This window comes from Acidovorax sp. NO-1 (genome assembly GCF_000238595.1).
Taxonomy (GTDB): Bacteria; Pseudomonadota; Gammaproteobacteria; order Burkholderiales; family Burkholderiaceae_C; genus Acidovorax.
Window position 1 is genome coordinate 188,209 of sequence record NZ_AGTS01000077.1, and the last position, 15,775, is coordinate 203,983.

18 protein-coding genes and 2 pseudogenes are annotated in these 15,775 nt (G+C 54.5%); 10 read left to right on the forward strand and 10 right to left on the reverse strand.

Translation table 11 applies throughout. The annotated features are described in order from the left end of the window. Positions 1–26: 26 nt before the first annotated feature. Positions 27–344: a c-type cytochrome gene (locus KYG_RS10835; RefSeq protein ID WP_008904938.1), complete on the forward strand. Its 318-nt coding sequence runs from the start codon at positions 27–29 to the stop codon at positions 342–344. A gap of 51 nt (positions 345–395) precedes the next feature. Further along, positions 396–1,043: a nitroreductase gene (locus KYG_RS10840; RefSeq protein ID WP_085942555.1), complete on the forward strand. Its 648-nt coding sequence runs from the start codon at positions 396–398 to the stop codon at positions 1,041–1,043. A gap of 9 nt (positions 1,044–1,052) precedes the next feature. On the opposite strand, the pseudogene KYG_RS25165 reads toward KYG_RS10840, so the two are convergent. Further along, a pseudogene (locus tag KYG_RS25165) lies at positions 1,053–1,184 on the reverse strand (IS630 family transposase); the annotation flags it as partial. A 66-nt stretch (positions 1,185–1,250) separates the two neighbouring features. Between KYG_RS25165 and KYG_RS10845 the strand changes: the two are divergent. The 4 genes from KYG_RS10845 to KYG_RS10860 all read left to right on the forward strand — a co-directional run bounded on the left by KYG_RS10845 (position 1,251) and on the right by KYG_RS10860 (position 4,727). Further along, the gene (locus KYG_RS10845; RefSeq protein WP_255344422.1) at positions 1,251–1,574 is read left to right on the forward strand and encodes a sterol desaturase family protein; all 324 of its coding nucleotides are present in this window, start codon (positions 1,251–1,253) and stop codon (positions 1,572–1,574) included. Between the two features lie 71 nt (positions 1,575–1,645). Continuing rightward, positions 1,646–1,963, forward strand: a complete 318-nt coding sequence (locus tag KYG_RS10850; protein ID WP_034694083.1) for a helix-turn-helix transcriptional regulator — start codon at positions 1,646–1,648, stop codon at positions 1,961–1,963. Between the two features lie 70 nt (positions 1,964–2,033). Beyond that, complete coding sequence (locus KYG_RS10855; RefSeq protein WP_008904942.1) at positions 2,034–3,497, forward strand: NAD(P)-binding domain-containing protein; 1,464 nt, start codon at positions 2,034–2,036, stop codon at positions 3,495–3,497. A gap of 33 nt (positions 3,498–3,530) precedes the next feature. Beyond that, entirely contained in the window at positions 3,531–4,727 is a 1,197-nt protein-coding gene (locus tag KYG_RS10860) for an MFS transporter (RefSeq protein WP_008904943.1), read from the forward strand. Between the two features lie 20 nt (positions 4,728–4,747). Here KYG_RS10860 and KYG_RS10865 read toward each other — a convergent pair whose 3' ends face one another. After that, positions 4,748–5,539 (reverse strand): hypothetical protein, encoded by a 792-nt coding sequence (locus tag KYG_RS10865; protein ID WP_139019357.1) that lies wholly within the window; start codon positions 5,537–5,539, stop codon positions 4,748–4,750. A 442-nt stretch (positions 5,540–5,981) separates the two neighbouring features. Next, positions 5,982–6,983 carry an IS1595-like element ISAisp5 family transposase gene (locus tag KYG_RS10870; protein ID WP_034694086.1) on the reverse strand — a complete coding sequence of 334 codons (1,002 nt, stop codon included), beginning with the start codon at positions 6,981–6,983 and terminating at the stop codon, positions 5,982–5,984. A 285-nt stretch (positions 6,984–7,268) separates the two neighbouring features. Here KYG_RS10870 and KYG_RS10875 point away from each other — a divergent pair, with 285 nt between their 5' ends. After that, entirely contained in the window at positions 7,269–7,634 is a 366-nt protein-coding gene (locus KYG_RS10875) for an antitoxin Xre/MbcA/ParS toxin-binding domain-containing protein (protein WP_237707245.1), read from the forward strand. 165 nt (positions 7,635–7,799) lie between these two features. Here the strand turns inward: KYG_RS10875 and KYG_RS10880 are convergent, their stop codons facing one another. From KYG_RS10880 to KYG_RS23770, 3 genes are all read right to left on the reverse strand, one after another. Further along, a complete protein-coding gene (locus KYG_RS10880; protein ID WP_237707246.1) occupies positions 7,800–8,171 on the reverse strand; it encodes a hypothetical protein in 372 nt (123 codons plus the stop codon). A gap of 61 nt (positions 8,172–8,232) precedes the next feature. Continuing rightward, positions 8,233–8,895: a hypothetical protein gene (locus KYG_RS10885; protein WP_050813843.1), complete on the reverse strand. Its 663-nt coding sequence runs from the start codon at positions 8,893–8,895 to the stop codon at positions 8,233–8,235. A 128-nt stretch (positions 8,896–9,023) separates the two neighbouring features. After that, positions 9,024–9,380, reverse strand: a complete 357-nt coding sequence (locus KYG_RS23770; RefSeq protein ID WP_085942556.1) for a helix-turn-helix domain-containing protein — start codon at positions 9,378–9,380, stop codon at positions 9,024–9,026. A 260-nt stretch (positions 9,381–9,640) separates the two neighbouring features. Here KYG_RS23770 and KYG_RS10890 point away from each other — a divergent pair, with 260 nt between their 5' ends. Continuing rightward, positions 9,641–10,081 carry a hypothetical protein gene (locus KYG_RS10890; protein WP_008904950.1) on the forward strand — a complete coding sequence of 147 codons (441 nt, stop codon included), beginning with the start codon at positions 9,641–9,643 and terminating at the stop codon, positions 10,079–10,081. Here KYG_RS10890 and KYG_RS10895 read toward each other — a convergent pair. Further along, the gene (locus KYG_RS10895; RefSeq protein ID WP_085942554.1) at positions 10,078–10,380 is read right to left on the reverse strand and encodes a helix-turn-helix domain-containing protein; all 303 of its coding nucleotides are present in this window, start codon (positions 10,378–10,380) and stop codon (positions 10,078–10,080) included. The genes KYG_RS10890 and KYG_RS10895 overlap by 4 nt on opposite strands. Positions 10,381–10,773: 393 nt before the next feature. Between KYG_RS10895 and KYG_RS24845 the strand changes: the two genes are divergently transcribed. Further along, positions 10,774–11,091 carry a hypothetical protein gene (locus tag KYG_RS24845; RefSeq protein ID WP_192810323.1) on the forward strand — a complete coding sequence of 106 codons (318 nt, stop codon included), beginning with the start codon at positions 10,774–10,776 and terminating at the stop codon, positions 11,089–11,091. Next, positions 11,079–11,351 (forward strand): annotated as a pseudogene (locus tag KYG_RS10905) (integrase core domain-containing protein); the annotation flags it as partial. The gene KYG_RS24845 and the pseudogene KYG_RS10905, both read left to right, overlap by 13 nt. Here KYG_RS10905 and KYG_RS24385 read toward each other — a convergent pair. The 3 genes from KYG_RS24385 to KYG_RS24685 all read right to left on the reverse strand — a co-directional run. Then, positions 11,348–13,135 (reverse strand): hypothetical protein, encoded by a 1,788-nt coding sequence (locus KYG_RS24385; protein WP_139019358.1) that lies wholly within the window; start codon positions 13,133–13,135, stop codon positions 11,348–11,350. The pseudogene KYG_RS10905 and the gene KYG_RS24385 sit on opposite strands and share 4 nt — an antisense overlap. A 39-nt stretch (positions 13,136–13,174) precedes the next feature. Continuing rightward, positions 13,175–14,173 carry a hypothetical protein gene (locus KYG_RS24390; protein WP_160165346.1) on the reverse strand — a complete coding sequence of 333 codons (999 nt, stop codon included), beginning with the start codon at positions 14,171–14,173 and terminating at the stop codon, positions 13,175–13,177. 49 nt (positions 14,174–14,222) lie between these two features. Further along, positions 14,223–15,775: hypothetical protein (locus tag KYG_RS24685; RefSeq protein ID WP_160165347.1), on the reverse strand; the 1,553-nt coding region annotated here is incomplete at its 5' end.

A 15,775-nucleotide genomic window follows, 5' to 3' on the forward strand; every position in this document is an offset into this window, starting at 1 on the left:
TATTTTTGAAAACAATCGGAGATAGCATGATTTTTCGCAAGTACGTTGCAGCGATAGCACTCGGTTTTTCAGCTTTTCTGCCCACGGTGGGCCACGCCAGTATGGAACTGGCACAAAAGAACGCTTGCATGACCTGCCATGCCGTGGATAAGAAATTGGTTGGTCCCGCCTATGCCGATGTGGCCAAGAAATACGCGGGCCAAAAAGACGCTGAAGCCACTTTGGTCGCCAGCATCAAGAAGGGTGGATCGGGCAAATGGGGTGCGATTCCTATGCCTGCACAAGCTGCACTTAGCGAGACCGACGCCAAAACACTGGCCAAATGGATTCTCTCCAGCAAGTGATTTAACGAGGGCGCCGATCTCTCATCGGCGTCCTCCCTTGGAGATATGAGCATGGGACATGTCGAACCTGAAACCTCGCCTTTTTCGCCTGTCCAGGCGTCCGTTCATGTTCCCGATTCGAGAGCGTCCGTCTCTTCGTTTGCGGATGCTCTGATCACATCCCGCCAGAACGTCTCCCCCAAACGCTTGGTAGAACCCGGCCCTAATTTTTTACAGTTGGATCAGATTTTTCGAAGTGCCGCTTCGGCTCCCGACCATGGGCTGGTCAAGCCCTGGAGGTTCGTGATCGTGCCGCAGGACAAACGTGCGTTGCTGGCCGAGGTCTTTGCCATAGCCTTGGTGGACCGCGATCCAGGCGCAACACTCGAACAGATCGAAGCCGCACGAGAGAAAGCGTACCGCGCCCCTATGCTGATGCTGGTGGTGGCTCAGTTGGGCGTCTGCGAGCCTCCAATTCCTGCGATGGAGCGCCTGGTATCCGTGGGTGCGGCTGTGCAAAACATGCTACTGATGGCACATGGCCAGGGCTTCGGCTGCAGTCTCACGAGCGGCCAGGCGATGCAGTCGAACCGCATGCGTCAGCTATTTGATCTCAAAGCAGGCGAAGAAGCGATCTGCTTTCTGAACATCGGCACCGCATCGGAACGCAAGACCCAGCGCCGACACCCCGAGGTGACCAGTTTTGTGAGTACGCTTTGAATGCGAAGACTAGTGTCCTAAGTCTGAAATTCGCACACAAAACCGCCCGATGCTGGCGAGGATATCATCAGCGGTCTTGGACCATACAAATGGTTTGGGGTTGGCGTTGTTCAGTTCAATGTGCTGACGTATGGCCCGCTCAGCTACATCATCAATTTCGCTGTGTCGATGCTCCCGGCCATGCTGCTGGCCTTCTAGGCAGAGGCCATCCTTGCCTATCTCGCGCTGACCCAGCCGGTGCTGATGCTCCAGCACGCCAACCTGGACTTGCGCAGCGGCTGGGCCAACTACGTCTTCAGCACCAACAAACTGCACCGCTGGCACCACTCCACCGAAAGCGCCGAGGCCGATGCGAACTTCGGCAGTGCACTCATTCTCTGGGACCAGGTCTTTGGCACCTTCCGCTACCAGCCAGGACAGAACAATCCTGCGCAGGTCGGCCTGTTCTCGTCCACCACGGACTACCCGGCGCATGCGGGCTACTGGACGCAGCTCAAATCCATGTTCTTGCCGGAGTGCTGCCGCGCCTGAGGCGGCAGTGCTTGACAAGCCCAGCTTCAAAAGAGATCATTCGTAAAATTACGAATTAAGAGAACTGCGATATGTCCTGTTGTCCTGGCGGTGAAAAAACTGGTCTGGTGGTGCTGGACGGCGACCGTACCACGGAACTGGTAATGCTCCTCAAAGCCCTGGCCCACCCAGCCCGCATCCAGCTGCTGCGCCACCTGTCCAGTTATGGGCAGTGCTATTTTGGGAGTCTGTCCGATGTGGTGGGCCTGGCGCCGTCCACCACGTCTCAGCATGTGAAGGTTCTCAAGGAGGCCGGCCTGATTCTGGGTTCTGCCGAAGAACAGCGGACCTGCTACTGCGTCAATCCGGAGCGGCTGACAGAACTCAAGCAGTTGGTTCAGGCTCTGTAGCGAGAGGCGAGAGCTTCTCTTTTTTTTGTCACATTTATTCGTTAATCTACGAACTACGAAGGAGCCAACCATGAGTGATTCCACAACGCGCGCATTCAAGGTGGCCGTGATCGGCGCGGGCCCGATCGGTCTGGCCGCGGCGGCTCATCTCGTTCGGCGGGGTATCGGCGTGGAGGTGTTCGAGGCCGGGGCCAGCGTCGCCACCCACCTGGAGTCCTATGCCCATGTGCGCCTGTTCTCGCCGTGGCGCTACAACGTGGATTCGGCCGCACGGGAACTGCTGCAGGACGCTGGATGGTCCATGCCGGCGCCAGACGGGCTGCCCACGGCAGGCGAGTTGGTGGAGCACTACCTCCAACCCTTGGCATCGTCCAGCGCCCTGGCCCCCCACATCCGGTTTGAGCACCGGGTACTGCGTGTTTCCCGTGCCGGTTTCGACAAACTCAAGACGGCGGGACGGGAGCAGGCCGACTTCATGCTGCTGGTGGAGACGCCCCATGGGGTGAAGGAGGTCCGGGCCCAGGCCGTGATTGATGCGTCGGGCACCTGGGCACAGCCCAATCCCATGGGCATCCACGGCTACCCCGCGATGGGAGAGGTTGAGGCCCAGGACCACATTGCCTACGGCATGCCCGACATTCTGGGATCACGCCGCGCGGCCTATGCGGGCAAATCCGTGATGGTGGTGGGGGCCGGCCACTCGGCTGCAGGCAACCTGCTCGCGCTGGCGGCCCTGGCTGCGGAGCATCCGGGCACCCGCGTGCACTGGGTGGTGCGCAGCAAGGACCTGCGCAAGATTTTTGGCGGCGGCAGCGCGGATGGGCTTCCTGCACGCGGCGCGCTGGGCTTGAATCTTCGCCGCCTGGTGGATCAGCAGTTGCTCACCCCGCACCAGGGCTTTGGCGTGCAGTCCATTGAGCAGACTGGCGATGGCATGACGGTACGCGCCCTCGATCCGAGCCTGCCGCCCGTGGAAGGCATCGACGAGATCATCGTGGCGGCGGGCTCGCGCCCGGATCTGGCGCTGGCGCGCGAACTGCGCACCAGGCTGGACCCGTGGATCGAGAGCACCGAGGCGCTGGCCGACCTGATCGACCCGAACCTGCACAGCTGCGGCACCGTGAGACCGCATGGCCACAAGGAACTGGCACACCCTGAACCAGGCTTCTACGCCATCGGCGCCAAGAGCTACGGCCGTGCGCCCAACTTCCTGATGGCCACCGGTTACGAACAGGCCCGCTCGGTGGTTGCGGCCCTCACCGGCGACTGGGCTGCTGCGGATGAAGTGCAACTCGATCTGCCGCAAACAGGCGTCTGCTCCGTGGACCTGGCCGCCCCTGCCCCGCAAGCTCCCGCTCCTGCATCCGGTTGCTGCGGCGGTCCCGCCGTGAAGGATGCGTCGGCATGCTGCGCGCTGGATGAGGCGGAGAAGTCGGCAGGGAACGCAGGATGCGGCTGTGCCTCGGGTCCTGCGCCAGCGGCGAAGGAGCCTGCCCAGGCAGTCATTCCCGGCCGCGCGGCCTGCTGCTCCTGAACACCCGCACCCACTTCTCCAAGAGGAGCCACTTTGAGCACCCTCAAGTCCGCAACCACGGTAGCCAGCCTGGGAACCGCGCAGACCCTGGCCTGGGCCTCTACCTACTACTTGCCGGCCATCCTGGCGGCACCGATGGCCAAGGACCTGGGGGTCTCGACACCGACAGTGTTTGCAGCGTTCTCCTGCGCGCTGGTCGTCTCCGCGCTCCTGGGCCCGCGCGCTGGTCGTGCCATCGATACACTGGGTGGACGGCCGGTGCTGATGGCGACCAGCGTCGTGTTTGCGCTCGGCCTGTCAGCCCTTGCCATGGCCCAGGGGCCCTGGACCCTGTTTGTGGCGTGGCTCCTGCTCGGAGTCGGCATGGGCAGTGGGCTGTACGAGGCTGCGTTCGCGGCGCTGGTGCACCTGCATGGCAAGAACGCCCGCAACCAGATCACGGGCATCACGCTGATCGCAGGCTTTGCGAGCACGGTCGGATGGCCGCTGTCGATGTGGATGGAGTCTCAGTGGGGATGGCGTGGGGCCTGCTGGGCCTGGGCGGCGCTGCACCTGGTGGTGGGCTTGCCGCTCAATGCCTGGACGCCGCGCCGAACACGGGTCGAAAGCCCGGCACTGCCCTCGACGGGAGCCGATGCCGCGATGCCGGCGCCTGATCCCACTCCGCTCCATGCGCGCCGCACCACCGTGCTGCTGGCCTTCGTGTTTGCGGCCACCTGGTTCACCAGCACCGCCATGGCGGCACACCTGCCGCGCCTGCTGCAGGAGGGAGGCGCCACGCTGGCCACGGCCGTGGCAGTCGGCGCCCTGGTAGGCCCTGCGCAGGTGGCGGGTCGGCTGCTGGAGTTCGGTTTTCTGCGGCACGTGCACCCTCTGCTGTCCGCGAGACTGGCGGCGATGATGCATCCTGTGGGGGCCGGGTTGCTCGCCATCACGGGTGCTCCGATGGCTGCAGTGTTTGCAGTATTTCACGGAGCTGGCAATGGCATTCTGACGATTGCCAAGGGGACACTGCCGCTGGTGCTGTTCGGACCGGCGGGGTATGGACACCGTCAGGGCTTGCTCATGGTGCCGGCGCGCATTGCTCAAGCATCCTCGCCTTGGGTGTTTGGGATCTTCTTGGACCGACTAGGCGCTGGCGCGCTCTGGGTGTCGGCGGGCTTGGGTGCGGCAGCGCTTCTTGCATTGCTTGCGGTCGCTCCCCCTGCAGACTCTGGCCAGGGCGGATGACCTCAACTGGGCTGCGTCGATCACTTCACTGGGGTATGTGAAGGATTGGCCGGCTGGTCAGGCGGCACGCGCCGCTTGATCTCCCCCGTCTCCACCATTCGATCAAACTCTTTTCGCAGCCATTCGCGGTGTTCCGCAATCTCTACCTTGCAGGCGCCTTTCATCGCTTTGAACCCAGTGTCTATCGTGGATTCCGGGTGTTGAAGCAAGCGAAGGGTATCCCTGCCGAACCAACGCGAGTTTCTCTTCGGGGTGACTTCAAGAACAAGACCATCGTGATGTAGCGTGAACTCTGCGTACACCGTGGTACGACCCCCAACGAACTCAAAAATCTGTATCTCCGCACTGTTTCCGAAATGGGAGATGGTTCCGCGAACGAGCTTGAAATCCTGAGGCGGAAAAATTCCGCACAGTTGTTTCTCCGACATGCCACCGTCAATCGTGTTGCCGGAGGCCTGCAAAGCAAGCGCCATCGAGGACTCTGAGAGATTCAGCTCGACAATGTTCACCATTCCCTCGTACGAACTACTGAAGTACCCGTTCCACAGATCTGTTTTGTAGTGCCATGCCACAGCGCGATCTGCATATCGCTTAAAAGTCGCCTCATCGCTGGCGTAGATTTTGAGCAGGGTCAGCAGTCCGGAAGCGAGTGCAACGATTGCAATCAGCACACCAAACAGCAACTTGGCTTTGTTAAGCCCGCTCTCGGAAAACCCAAATTTCCACCACCGCTGTGATGCCAGCCGGGCTGCGGCCGAACTGGGTTTTCTGAGCTTTCTGCGTTGAACTCGATGGTGACGTTGCGTGGACATTCGCTGCATCAGATTCCCAATGTGCACGGCCCTTGTCAGGTACAGAGGGGTGGCGGCGCCAGTGATCAATTGTGCGGAGACACGTTTAGGCCCAGACTACCACGCGCGTGGTGCATAACACGCGCATGGTGCAACTGCTGTCCCCCCAAAAAAGTAGTGGTGAGCGAGTCTCGCCGCCATTCATGATCAACAGACCAGGTGGTCATGAAGCCAGACCGAGTGTTCAAGTGGACCGGGATACGCAGTGCACGGCGAATGTCCTCCTGAGCATCATCACCTCGTGGCCGTACAGGCTTAAATCCGGCGGTGCAGGGAACGCTAGCGCGGAGATTCTGATGCCTTTGGCGACGTGCCTGGGGGTACAGTGGCGGGCTTGTGCAAAATACTGATGTTTTGTAAGGGGTATCTATTTAGCTCCAGCAGCCCCATTGATACTGTGATTTCATCCAGCAATAGTATCCGATTGCCTATCCCCGGTGTTCTTATTCACGACATCCGCATATGTCACCGGCGGCGTGACCACCGCTTGCTGCAGTAGGCGGTAAAACAGCATCCTGCGCGAGCTGGATGTGCGCCGGTTGAAGCGGAACACGAATTCATCGAGGTAGGCATCCAGGTGCTCGGGCTGTACAGAGCCGTGGTGCGTTCCCAGCACCCAGCGCTGTACCAGTGAGGCGACCCTGTGCACTCCCGCCATGGAGACATGGGCAGGTACACCTGAACCGAGCATGACGGTGCGCTGGTGGGTGTAACCCAGTTCTCCCAGTGCGCGGTATGCCGCCGAACCGTCCGTGCGTACCTGGGCTCCGGGCTCGACCACCTCTTGCACGAAGGGGATGACGTGGGTGGCGGAGTCTCGGTCAATGCGGCGCAACCGGATGCGCCCGAACCCCTTGGGTTCCATGATCTCTACCGCCATGACCATCAACACTTTGGTGGTGCTGCTCTTGCGCCCTGCTGGAGTGGCGGGATTTTTACGATCCGTAATGGACAGGTACGTTTCATCCACCTCGACAAGCCCCTTGAGCTTGTCCCGGCCCGGGCGAACCATGGCGCGCCGAAACCGATGCAGCATCGTCCAAGCAGTCTGATAGCTACCCAAACCCAATACGCGCTGCAGCCCCAGGGCGCTCACGCCCTGCTTCTGATTGGTCAGGTACCAAGCTGCCGCCAGCCAGACACGCAGCGGTGTGCGCGTCTTGTCAAAGATGGTTCCAGAGGTCACTGTGCCTTGGTACTGGCATGAGCGGCACATCAGGCGGGTGCGGCTGGCGCGGTACACATCACCTGCATTGCCGCAACGCGGGCAGACGAAGCCTTGGGGCCAGCGCAGCTTCTCCAGGAACGCCTGGCAGGCCTCTTCGGTGGCAAACCAGTCAAGAAATTCGTTCCAGGTGCGAGGGTAGTCCTGTCCAGGAGTTGGCGTTGGCATCTGGGTTTCCATCCAGCTATTTTGGCGCCACTGGAGCTAAATAGATACCCCTTTGTTTTGTACAGTATCGTGAAATCCCGCACAGATATTGCCATGTACAAACCAGCCCGTTACGTATTCCGTCCTGCCAGACCAGCTCCCGCATTGTTGCGCCGCATCTGGTCATGGTTTTGAGATCGCCCTGCTGTGCCTCGGGCCTTGCCCAGCCTCCAGGCTCGCTTGTCCCCCAAATGGCGATTCACCATGAGCGAGCTGCTGGCATTGCACAAAAAACGTCGCCACAAGTAACATGGGACCATGTCGAAAAACCAAGCCCGGAAACACTGGAGGAATTTCTCGCTCCCTGATTCGAGTGAGGACAGTGCTTGGCTGGATGTGCCACCTGTAGGCCGCGAATTTGGAAGTCCGGACTATGAGAGATTGATGGCGCTTGATCACGCAGCTTTCGTGGCCTTCCACTCGTGGAATAAGGTGCAGGATTGGCTGACCGCGCCGAACTCGCAACTTGATGGAGCTTGCCCTGAGGAGGTGGCGCGAAGCCCCGCTGGGTTTGACAAAGTCATGTCAATCCTGTTGTCGTCGGGGAGCCGGGCCAGCACGGATTTCATGAACGGGATTGAGGCTTTGCCAGTCCAAGAGCGGGACAGTCAAAAAGGTTTTTAGTTGTTTCCTGTCAACGGCATACCGGGCGTCGGGTGGGACGGATTGGAGCACAGACTCCAAGACAGGCACCCATTTAAATAGGGAATGTTCTGCAGCTTCGTACGGGCTCATAGCCTGCGGCGTGACATGGTCATCATTCCCCGCAGGGATGACAAGCCCATGGGTTCAAATTTCCAAAGCACTGTCGCCCACAGGCCACTGCAGTTCTCGAACAACTCTGCGCATGATCCAGACGCACTGCGCATCCGAGCACCATCGCTTGGCCAAGAGACCTTTGAATGCAGCCTTCACGGTTGCTTGCTGGTCCCCTTCGAAGGTCGCCAGCTTTCGCTGACAGTACGGGACCATCTGTGAGACCAGATCGTCACACATGTGGAAAGCAGCAGTGACCTCTGAGGGCGCAGTGCCCGGTGCATAGAACTTTCCATTTTCCTCAACAAGGCTCATTTTTGGATGAGCTCCACCAATGGCAGATGTAATTGCACTCACCGGAAAATCTTCCGGCACGCCTGGATAGCTGGCGCGGTCAGTCGTCATATCAATTCCTTTCAAATTGCCTCGTACAGTGGGTATCTCCCATGACACCTCAAGCGCCTCGTCAGGCTTTCGCGTCACGGGTGTGAGTCAATAACGCCTGCTCACGAAGCCAGCTTGCTTTGTCGTAAACAAAGCCGGGGAACTCGTCGGCCAAACTGGTTTTCTGCAAGATAAGCGCTCGGGCCAGGTGCGCCACTTCCGCCAGTTCCTTTTCATTTCGGACTTCAAGCGGCGCCACAAGGCTGACGCCCATCGCCCAATTGAGACGCTCCCATTTCCATGACGGGCGGACCTCCAAGTCAATCCCATCCCGCGTCAGCCGTTCTTCAATTGCCTGAAGCTTTGCGTAATGCTCCGTCTGGGCTTCAGAGGGAGCGCGACTGGTGGTGGTGAACAGCTTTTTACGCCTTTTCGACTTTCCAACCAACTTGTAGTTCTTGGTCCCTCCCTCGAAGAGCCAGTCATCGCGAGGGCCATCTCCTGCTTCCTTCCATGCCATGGAGGAAATTGCTTCCCCATAAATCCGTCTGGGGTGTTGCCACCAGACGATCACGCGCCGTCCATTGAGAATGAATCCAACGTCATCCCAGGTCGACAGGCTGTCAGGCCCCATGTTCCAGTAGGCGTGAGGAATGAACAGACCGCCCTCCGACAGGCGCCACTGGTGCGTGCGGTGGTACTCGCGCATGCGCCTTCCCAGATACTCATAGTGCGGATTTTTCATGTGGGGCGTTGGTCCAGCGGGCAGTGGTTGTTCTGATGCGCTGGTTCTCGAGAGGGCCTGCGAAGGGCACACCGGCTTGTTCTTCTGGATCGGATGGTTACTTACGTAAGTTGTGAAGTCGATGACAACTACCAAAGACCGCGCTTGTTAACTTGAGCGAATACAGTAGACAGAGCGGCAAGCGTCTGCGGCTCTGTCAGCGCTGCAGCAATCTTGGGTAGTGACGGTATCGGTGCGCCCGTGACCTCATGGGTACGACGGAGGACCTGTTCCACGAGGCTCGTTCTAGGAACAAATACATAGTGAACCTCGCAGTCCAGCCCTTCAGCAAGACGCCTGAGGGTGTTGAGCGTTATCGCACCATCCGCCTCAGCTTTCTCCAACTTTCGAACACCTTGACCTGTCATTCCAGAGCGTGCTCCAAGGGCGGTAGAGCTCATGCCCAAAGCCAGTCTTAGTGTCTTCGTCCAGCCACATCTCGGCATGCCTTGGCCCTGCAATTTCGCAAAGTCGCAAAGCTGCCTATCAAGCTCAGCCAAGCGATTGAGATCCAGTCTGTTCTTCAAGGGGGAACCCAATGAGGTAACAAACCGGTTGCTTCAGCGGGCACCATAGAGCAACCAGTTCGTTTCCATTTGCATACTGGGGCAATGAGAAACGAGGAGTGCCAGCCCCGTTCAGATATCGTCGCAGCCCAGGTCCCAGATGGGACCAATTAGTCTCATATTAACTTGAATAAAGATCAATGCTGCGATTAGAAAAAGCAACTCTCGGAAAATTCGGTGCACAGGACATCGTGAGCCTGATCACGTCACAGGGCTGGGAAGCCGTCTTGCCCGATGCACTCCAGGACCACCACCTGGTACTTATGTCGGACCAAATCAGAGAACTTCTTTCTGGCGGTGGCTGGAACGGTGGTGACCGGGAACCTCCGAGCGCAGCTCTGCCGCTGACCTTGTTGCTGCTCACAAAGGCCGGAGTCAACCGATCAGGGGATGGCTTTGAGGTCGGCCTAGAGACTTTGCACGAAGCACTGTGCTTACTTAACACGGCCGTTGACCGCGAGATCGTCAACCGCATGCTGCAGCGCAAAGATGCCATACCCATTGGCACTGGACTGATACGGGGACTTCAAATGCTGGTTCAGCATGCCAAAGAGGAAGCGGAATCAGATTGCAACGCCTAATCGGCAACGAGGTCTTTGAAGTCTGTTTTGAGGGTTTTGAGCAGCTGACTCACTGAGGTTGCATCCAACTCCGGGCAGTAGGCTACGGCGATCAGAGTCAAAGGATGGATCTGCATCTGCTCGGCCAAGACCTCAAGGGTGCGGACACTTGGAACCTGGTGACCCTGCTCAATGCGGCTAATGTGACGGCGGCTGGTGGCCAGCAGCATGTCTTCCTGCACCATACCGCGTGCCTCGCGCAATTGTCGCAGCGCTCGACCAAAGTCGGCTTGGGGTGGAACACGCTTTCGGGAAGACATCTCCCCGATTTCCGCCCAATGGGACTAAAAAGACCACGACCAACTAGTCTCATTGGTGTTCAATTTCTCCTGAAATGTTGGCGCCGATTGAATCTTGACAGTGTGGAGTAGACAGATTGAATGCTTGCCGACGGTCCTATCTGTTGCCTCAATTGTCCTGGTAAGCCGTCAACTGGGAAGTGACGGCGGGGAGTATTTCAGCAGCCTGCTAGTGTGGTGTCTCAAAAGTAATTTGAATTATTTTTGAGATTGCAGGTCAGAGTAGCTTCCACACAGGAGACTACACCGATGGCCCACGCTGGACGCCGCTGGCCTTCGCCCAACTTTTTGTCTCTGCTGTTGGACTTGCCACAGTCAAGGCTTTGGCTTGTGCGCCACGCCGTAGGCGCGACTATGCCAAACCTCAATACGGGCATTCTTGGGTCGGTCCCCGTCGTGATGCCAGCCCGCGAAGTGGTCATCGCGTTTGAGGAGATCGTTTCAGGGCTCGAAGCGCGCCGGGCTCACAACGCTGAGCAAGCCCAAACCTTCTCCACCCTCCGCGACACCCTGCTCCCCCGCCTGATCTCCGGCCAGTTGCGCCTGCCCGAAGCCAACGCAACTTCCCCGATTTTTAAGTCCATCGTTAATATCTACAGGCATCCAACCAGAGAGGGAGCTTTGCATGAGTCGAATACAGGTGGGGGTATTGCAACCAGGAGCACCGGCTGACCAAGCCACGAACCCCGAGAACCAACGGCATGGTGGAGCGCTTCAACGGTCGCATAGTGGACGTTCTGAAGACCCACAGGTTCAACAGCCGTGAGGATATGGAGCAGACCTTGTTGCGTTATGTGACCCTGTACAACCACCAGCTGCCGCAATCGGCACTCAAAAGCAAGACGCCTATGCAGACGATGAAAGAGTGGTACGCATCTCACCCACATCTGTTTCACAAGAGACCATATGATCGTCCCGGATGCGACACCTAGGTAACCAACCTGCTGTTGAATCGAAAAAAATTTCCTTCAGCCAATAAATTCAGAGTATATACATTACTTGATTCAAAACCTATTGAATACCTCACCCCAGATGGTGCAACGCAACCATAATTTTTGCAAAAGATCAACGCCGCATCCCTGATAGCTTCTAGCGCGCTTTCTTTGTCGTATCCCCAAGACTGCAAAATTCCATCCGGAGTGGTTGCAGCAAAATTGAATACTCTATCAAATAGGAAGCATTTAATTTTGTAATTCTCATAATAGAAAAAAGACTCAAAAACTGCTTCTTTTAAAAAACCACCCAGTCCACGAACCGCTTTGACAGATTTGAAATATATATCGTCCTCCTCATCCATCTCAACAGCATAAGTATTTTTATATAGACTTTTGAAATTTAATTCAGAAGCCACCGGCTGCAGCTTGATATCAAATGAAAAGGAGGCCTTTTTCATATTTTTTGTGTAGCCAACGAATAGAAGCTCGTCGGATTTCTCGATCGAATACCAAGCTATTCTGCCTTTTTTCCAATAAATATTTTTAATCGTCCAGTCAGCCCAGTTTTCATCCATGGACTTCTCAACCTGATGAATCGCCTCTCCCCATGCGAGCAGGCATACCAACGCGGAATAATGATACTGGAGCCAAGTGTCATGCCTATAATTTACTGATTCTGTATAGGCGAAGTTTTGCGGTTTTCTAAAAAAACTCTCAAATATAGATACGTGATATTTATTATCATCTTTCACTTCGCGCCTGGGCCAACGCCAAAGATATGCATGGGTTTCAATTCGACGGGTCCATAGCATCTCGAGAAACGCATCACGCACCGGTGTTTTTTGATAAAAATCTCTCGAAAGGCTGATGGGATCTTTAGTCTGGCATGCCTCGACGACCCTTTGATCTAGATTTTCTTTTGCTTGCTTCCTCAGATGCCTCGACATTGCTTTATAAACGGAAAGTTGAGGGCTGGATTCAAATTCTTCATAACATTTTCCGACGACATTTTTTGTCTTAATTGATGTATTTGCAGTGTAAGGTGTCCAGTGCTCAATTGATGACTTAGCAGAATGCCAAAAATAATCTGATTTTTCAAAACAAGCTGGATATGGAATGCCTAAGTCAGAACACCACCTCTCGGTAAGTGCAAGCTGCTCTGTCGAATCAGGTCTGCTTTCTCCAAAATTTACATGCATTTTCTCCGCCTGATGCACCCATTGGGCGACCTCTGACCACGCATTAATTCCTTCTTGTGCTAGCGTTGGCTGTCTCATCGAATATGGTATTGCCCCCCATTTTGATCCACATCGACATCCTAAGGATCGCACTGCGAGTCCCGCCAAGCCCATTTTTAAATCGCCACCACACCTTTCGCAACTACGTCGCAGCTTCACATGATGTATGGGGCACTCTACGACGAGTCTTATCGACATTAGCCATGTGTGGTAACCGAGTCGTATGCATTGGGGGCAGCATCGAGGTCGTGCACTGGCATGATCCAGATAAAGCCATTCAGGAATTTGGCTTTTTAAACACAAACTTGAAAATGAAGAGCGATTCTCACCAAGAACGTCAGCTACGAGCGTAACAATCTCCGCACTGCCCCCACTCCTTGCTTCGATATCATTAATATTTTTATCTTCAACTTGGGCTAGCTTATATATATCACCCTTGCGGAGGTCATTTAACCAAGTTGCACGCAGTAAAGTACTCCACAGCGACGCATAAGGCAAAACCGTTCCTTTATACCATGTTAGAGGTTTAACTACGTGCAACATAGGAGCTTATGTGTTTCTTTATAAAAATTTTTTAAGATTCTATTTTTTTCCCCGCAAAAGTCGTGGTGCTGCGGCCCCAACTATTGACATTAATTGCTTGTGTCCACAGTAGATAACAACATCGCGAATAGAAGAGTGTGAAATAACTGAAAGGGGGTCGGCGCCAGATGCAATTCTAAGAAGAAGATTTCTAGAAACTTGAGATATTGTTTTCATGGGAAATTCCATGGGCCCAGAATAACCCGAGGGCAGCTCCTTAACCATGGTTTCCCAAATTAAAGCCGCACACTCAGCCATACGAAATCCCTTTTCCCATGCCAATGGCGCAACTCCCTTAGTAAACGAAATTCCTGATCCCCTTGGCCAATCGGTGCCGGAGTCGTATCCCGACAGCACAAATTCAAGCTCTTCCTCAGAAGAAATCCCTAAAAAGCGACACTGCGACAGCATAAATCTGGCAGCAGCATGAGCACCACCTGTAAGAGCAAGAGCCATTGGTTGATCGAAAATCTGAACCGAGGCAATTGAAATTACCATTAATCGAATTCTTTCTTTCTCCAATAAACTATGTATTTCAACTAGCCACAACCACTCCCTCTCTGTCATCCCTTGTGACTCATCAATAACAAGAACGACAAAGCGTCCCCCTCCCTCGACTGCAAGGTGAACAACCTTTTCTATAAGCTGATGTTTTCGTTGCAAACTAGTGCGTACATCACCAGCCAAGCCATAGTGAGCTGCATGCAATAGACTTCCATACATTATTCCAGCAGAATTACATTCCGAGTGACTCCAAATAATTAAAGGGATAACTTGACCACATCTTTCTGTTAACATAGATCCGAGCCAGTTATCAACCCCACTGGATTTACCAAATCGGGAGGGGCCAAATACTACCCCTCCATCCATTTGATCATCGAGCCATTGACCAATGCCTGCGACCATAGCATTAATTGACGGAGTAAAAAGGGAGTAGTCTCGAGTTACCAATGGATGATCTTTGGGCAAGTGAGGTGGAACAAGAGGGGGGTCCATCATTAATATTCCTCCTAATTTCAAAATCCCCATCATGAGAAATAATTAAAACTTACCAAGTTCTCGCCTTGCGCATCGTGAGTTGCAACGGCTTCTTGGGGATGTCTGCGATGGGGGAATTTGTATTTTTTACAGTCATTTGATTATTTTTCTGTGCGATTTTCGCCTCATTAAGCTCTGAAATTTCACACAAGTCGTCGAACTCATCGGGAGCGGGCTGGGTGTAACTACATAGCGATATGGGATCAATGGACGGGTTTAATGCAATATTTTCTGAATAGGCTTGCAAAATCCTCCGAAGCTCAAGATAGGCCGGATGGACTGGCAATTTCTTATCCCTTTGATTTTCGCTGTATTTAATTAACTCATCTATTGCATCATTTGAAGATGTCAAGTGTATAAATCTCTGGCGCGCAAGTGCCCGAATAGCACTACGGACATAAAGGGAGTGAGGCGTGTGATGCCAAGGAGGTGCAGCACGGACCGTACATATATAAAGTCCTTCTTGAGTACTAACAGTAGCCCATCGTGCATCATCTTCATTTTCAATAGTCAGCCAGAAATCGCCCCCCACAAGATCAAGTCGATGTGCCAAATCTTCGGAGGAGTATCGGGCGTTTTTAAAATGAAAATGTGGGCGACGTCCCGAATTTTTTCCCCCAAGCAATTTGCATAGCTTTCGGGTGGCGCCAAGACGCGCGACTTGACGAGGGTCGGCTTTCCTAATGCAAACTGAGTTTTTCCCGCCATTAAGAAACTTCATTTGCGCAAGAGGGGTGCGATAGCCTATGCCATGATGCGGGGTTGCATTGTAATTTGCAATTATTACATCTAGAAGTTCGTAAATATATTCAACTTGAAACTGAAGTTCGTAAGCTTTTTTTGCGGGCTCAACATCGCCCTTTAGATCAGCTGGCTTTGATTTGGTTGAATTAGATAAATTATGCAAACCGGATCCGCCGCCAGCCAATGTTCTAAAAAAAGTTTCAATAAATGGTCTATCATCAAGACTGCGTCGCGATGAAAAAGAATTTTTATCTTGAGGTTTGATTATTGTGCAATCAACAGTTTCTTTTAATCTTTTTTCAACTCGGTCACAAGTATTTGCTAAAGCACCATCTACACTGAACTCGTCCCAACATGCCCCCAAGAAATCTGGATCGACAGCTGAGGGAAAATTTGCTTCTGCACTGTAAGCAAATTCACTAAATGAGATTGTGCGGCGACCCCATTTCCCCAGAGCGTTTCGAACGGCGCGCAAAACATCCTCTGCCCCTACTTCTCTACGCATGCTCAGATAATACCCGAGCACCGCACGAGTGCATACTTCAATAATTACGATGACCCAGAGTCTATGAATTTTCCTTTGTTCATATCCTCCATGTGGTGAAGGCACCATTACGACCATGCGCAAATCCAACTTATGCGCATCGCACTCCACGCGTTGGAATAAATTAAATGTAGGTCGCTTTGTGCCGTCACCCGCTCGTGCTTTTTTTTGCGCACTCTGGCCACCCAGTATTGCTATGCTTTTTCCGGGGTTCTCATTGAGAACCTTATTTATGAACTTGCATATCGTGGTGTATCCCATCGCGTCAGTGTTAA

Bases quoted from the DNA above. Each gene is read 5' to 3' on its own strand.
- KYG_RS10835 (WP_008904938.1), top strand. From the start codon at position 27: ATGATTTTTCGCAAGTACGTTGCAGCGATAGCACTCGGTTTTTCAGCT.
- KYG_RS10840 (WP_085942555.1), top strand. From the start codon at position 396: ATGGGACATGTCGAACCTGAAACCTCGCCTTTTTCGCCTGTCCAGGCG.
- KYG_RS10850 (WP_034694083.1), top strand. From the start codon at position 1,646: ATGTCCTGTTGTCCTGGCGGTGAAAAAACTGGTCTGGTGGTGCTGGAC.
- KYG_RS10855 (WP_008904942.1), top strand. From the start codon at position 2,034: ATGAGTGATTCCACAACGCGCGCATTCAAGGTGGCCGTGATCGGCGCG.
- KYG_RS10865 (WP_139019357.1), bottom strand. From the start codon at position 5,539: ATGTCCACGCAACGTCACCATCGAGTTCAACGCAGAAAGCTCAGAAAA.
- KYG_RS10870 (WP_034694086.1), bottom strand. From the start codon at position 6,983: ATGGAAACCCAGATGCCAACGCCAACTCCTGGACAGGACTACCCTCGC.
- KYG_RS10875 (WP_237707245.1), top strand. From the start codon at position 7,269: ATGTCGAAAAACCAAGCCCGGAAACACTGGAGGAATTTCTCGCTCCCT.
- KYG_RS10880 (WP_237707246.1), bottom strand. From the start codon at position 8,171: ATGACGACTGACCGCGCCAGCTATCCAGGCGTGCCGGAAGATTTTCCG.
- KYG_RS10885 (WP_050813843.1), bottom strand. From the start codon at position 8,895: ATGAAAAATCCGCACTATGAGTATCTGGGAAGGCGCATGCGCGAGTAC.
- KYG_RS23770 (WP_085942556.1), bottom strand. From the start codon at position 9,380: ATGCCGAGATGTGGCTGGACGAAGACACTAAGACTGGCTTTGGGCATG.
- KYG_RS10890 (WP_008904950.1), top strand. From the start codon at position 9,641: ATGCTGCGATTAGAAAAAGCAACTCTCGGAAAATTCGGTGCACAGGAC.
- KYG_RS10895 (WP_085942554.1), bottom strand. From the start codon at position 10,380: ATGTCTTCCCGAAAGCGTGTTCCACCCCAAGCCGACTTTGGTCGAGCG.
- KYG_RS24845 (WP_192810323.1), top strand. From the start codon at position 10,774: ATGCCAAACCTCAATACGGGCATTCTTGGGTCGGTCCCCGTCGTGATG.
- KYG_RS24385 (WP_139019358.1), bottom strand. From the start codon at position 13,135: ATGTTGCACGTAGTTAAACCTCTAACATGGTATAAAGGAACGGTTTTG.
- KYG_RS24390 (WP_160165346.1), bottom strand. From the start codon at position 14,173: ATGATGGACCCCCCTCTTGTTCCACCTCACTTGCCCAAAGATCATCCA.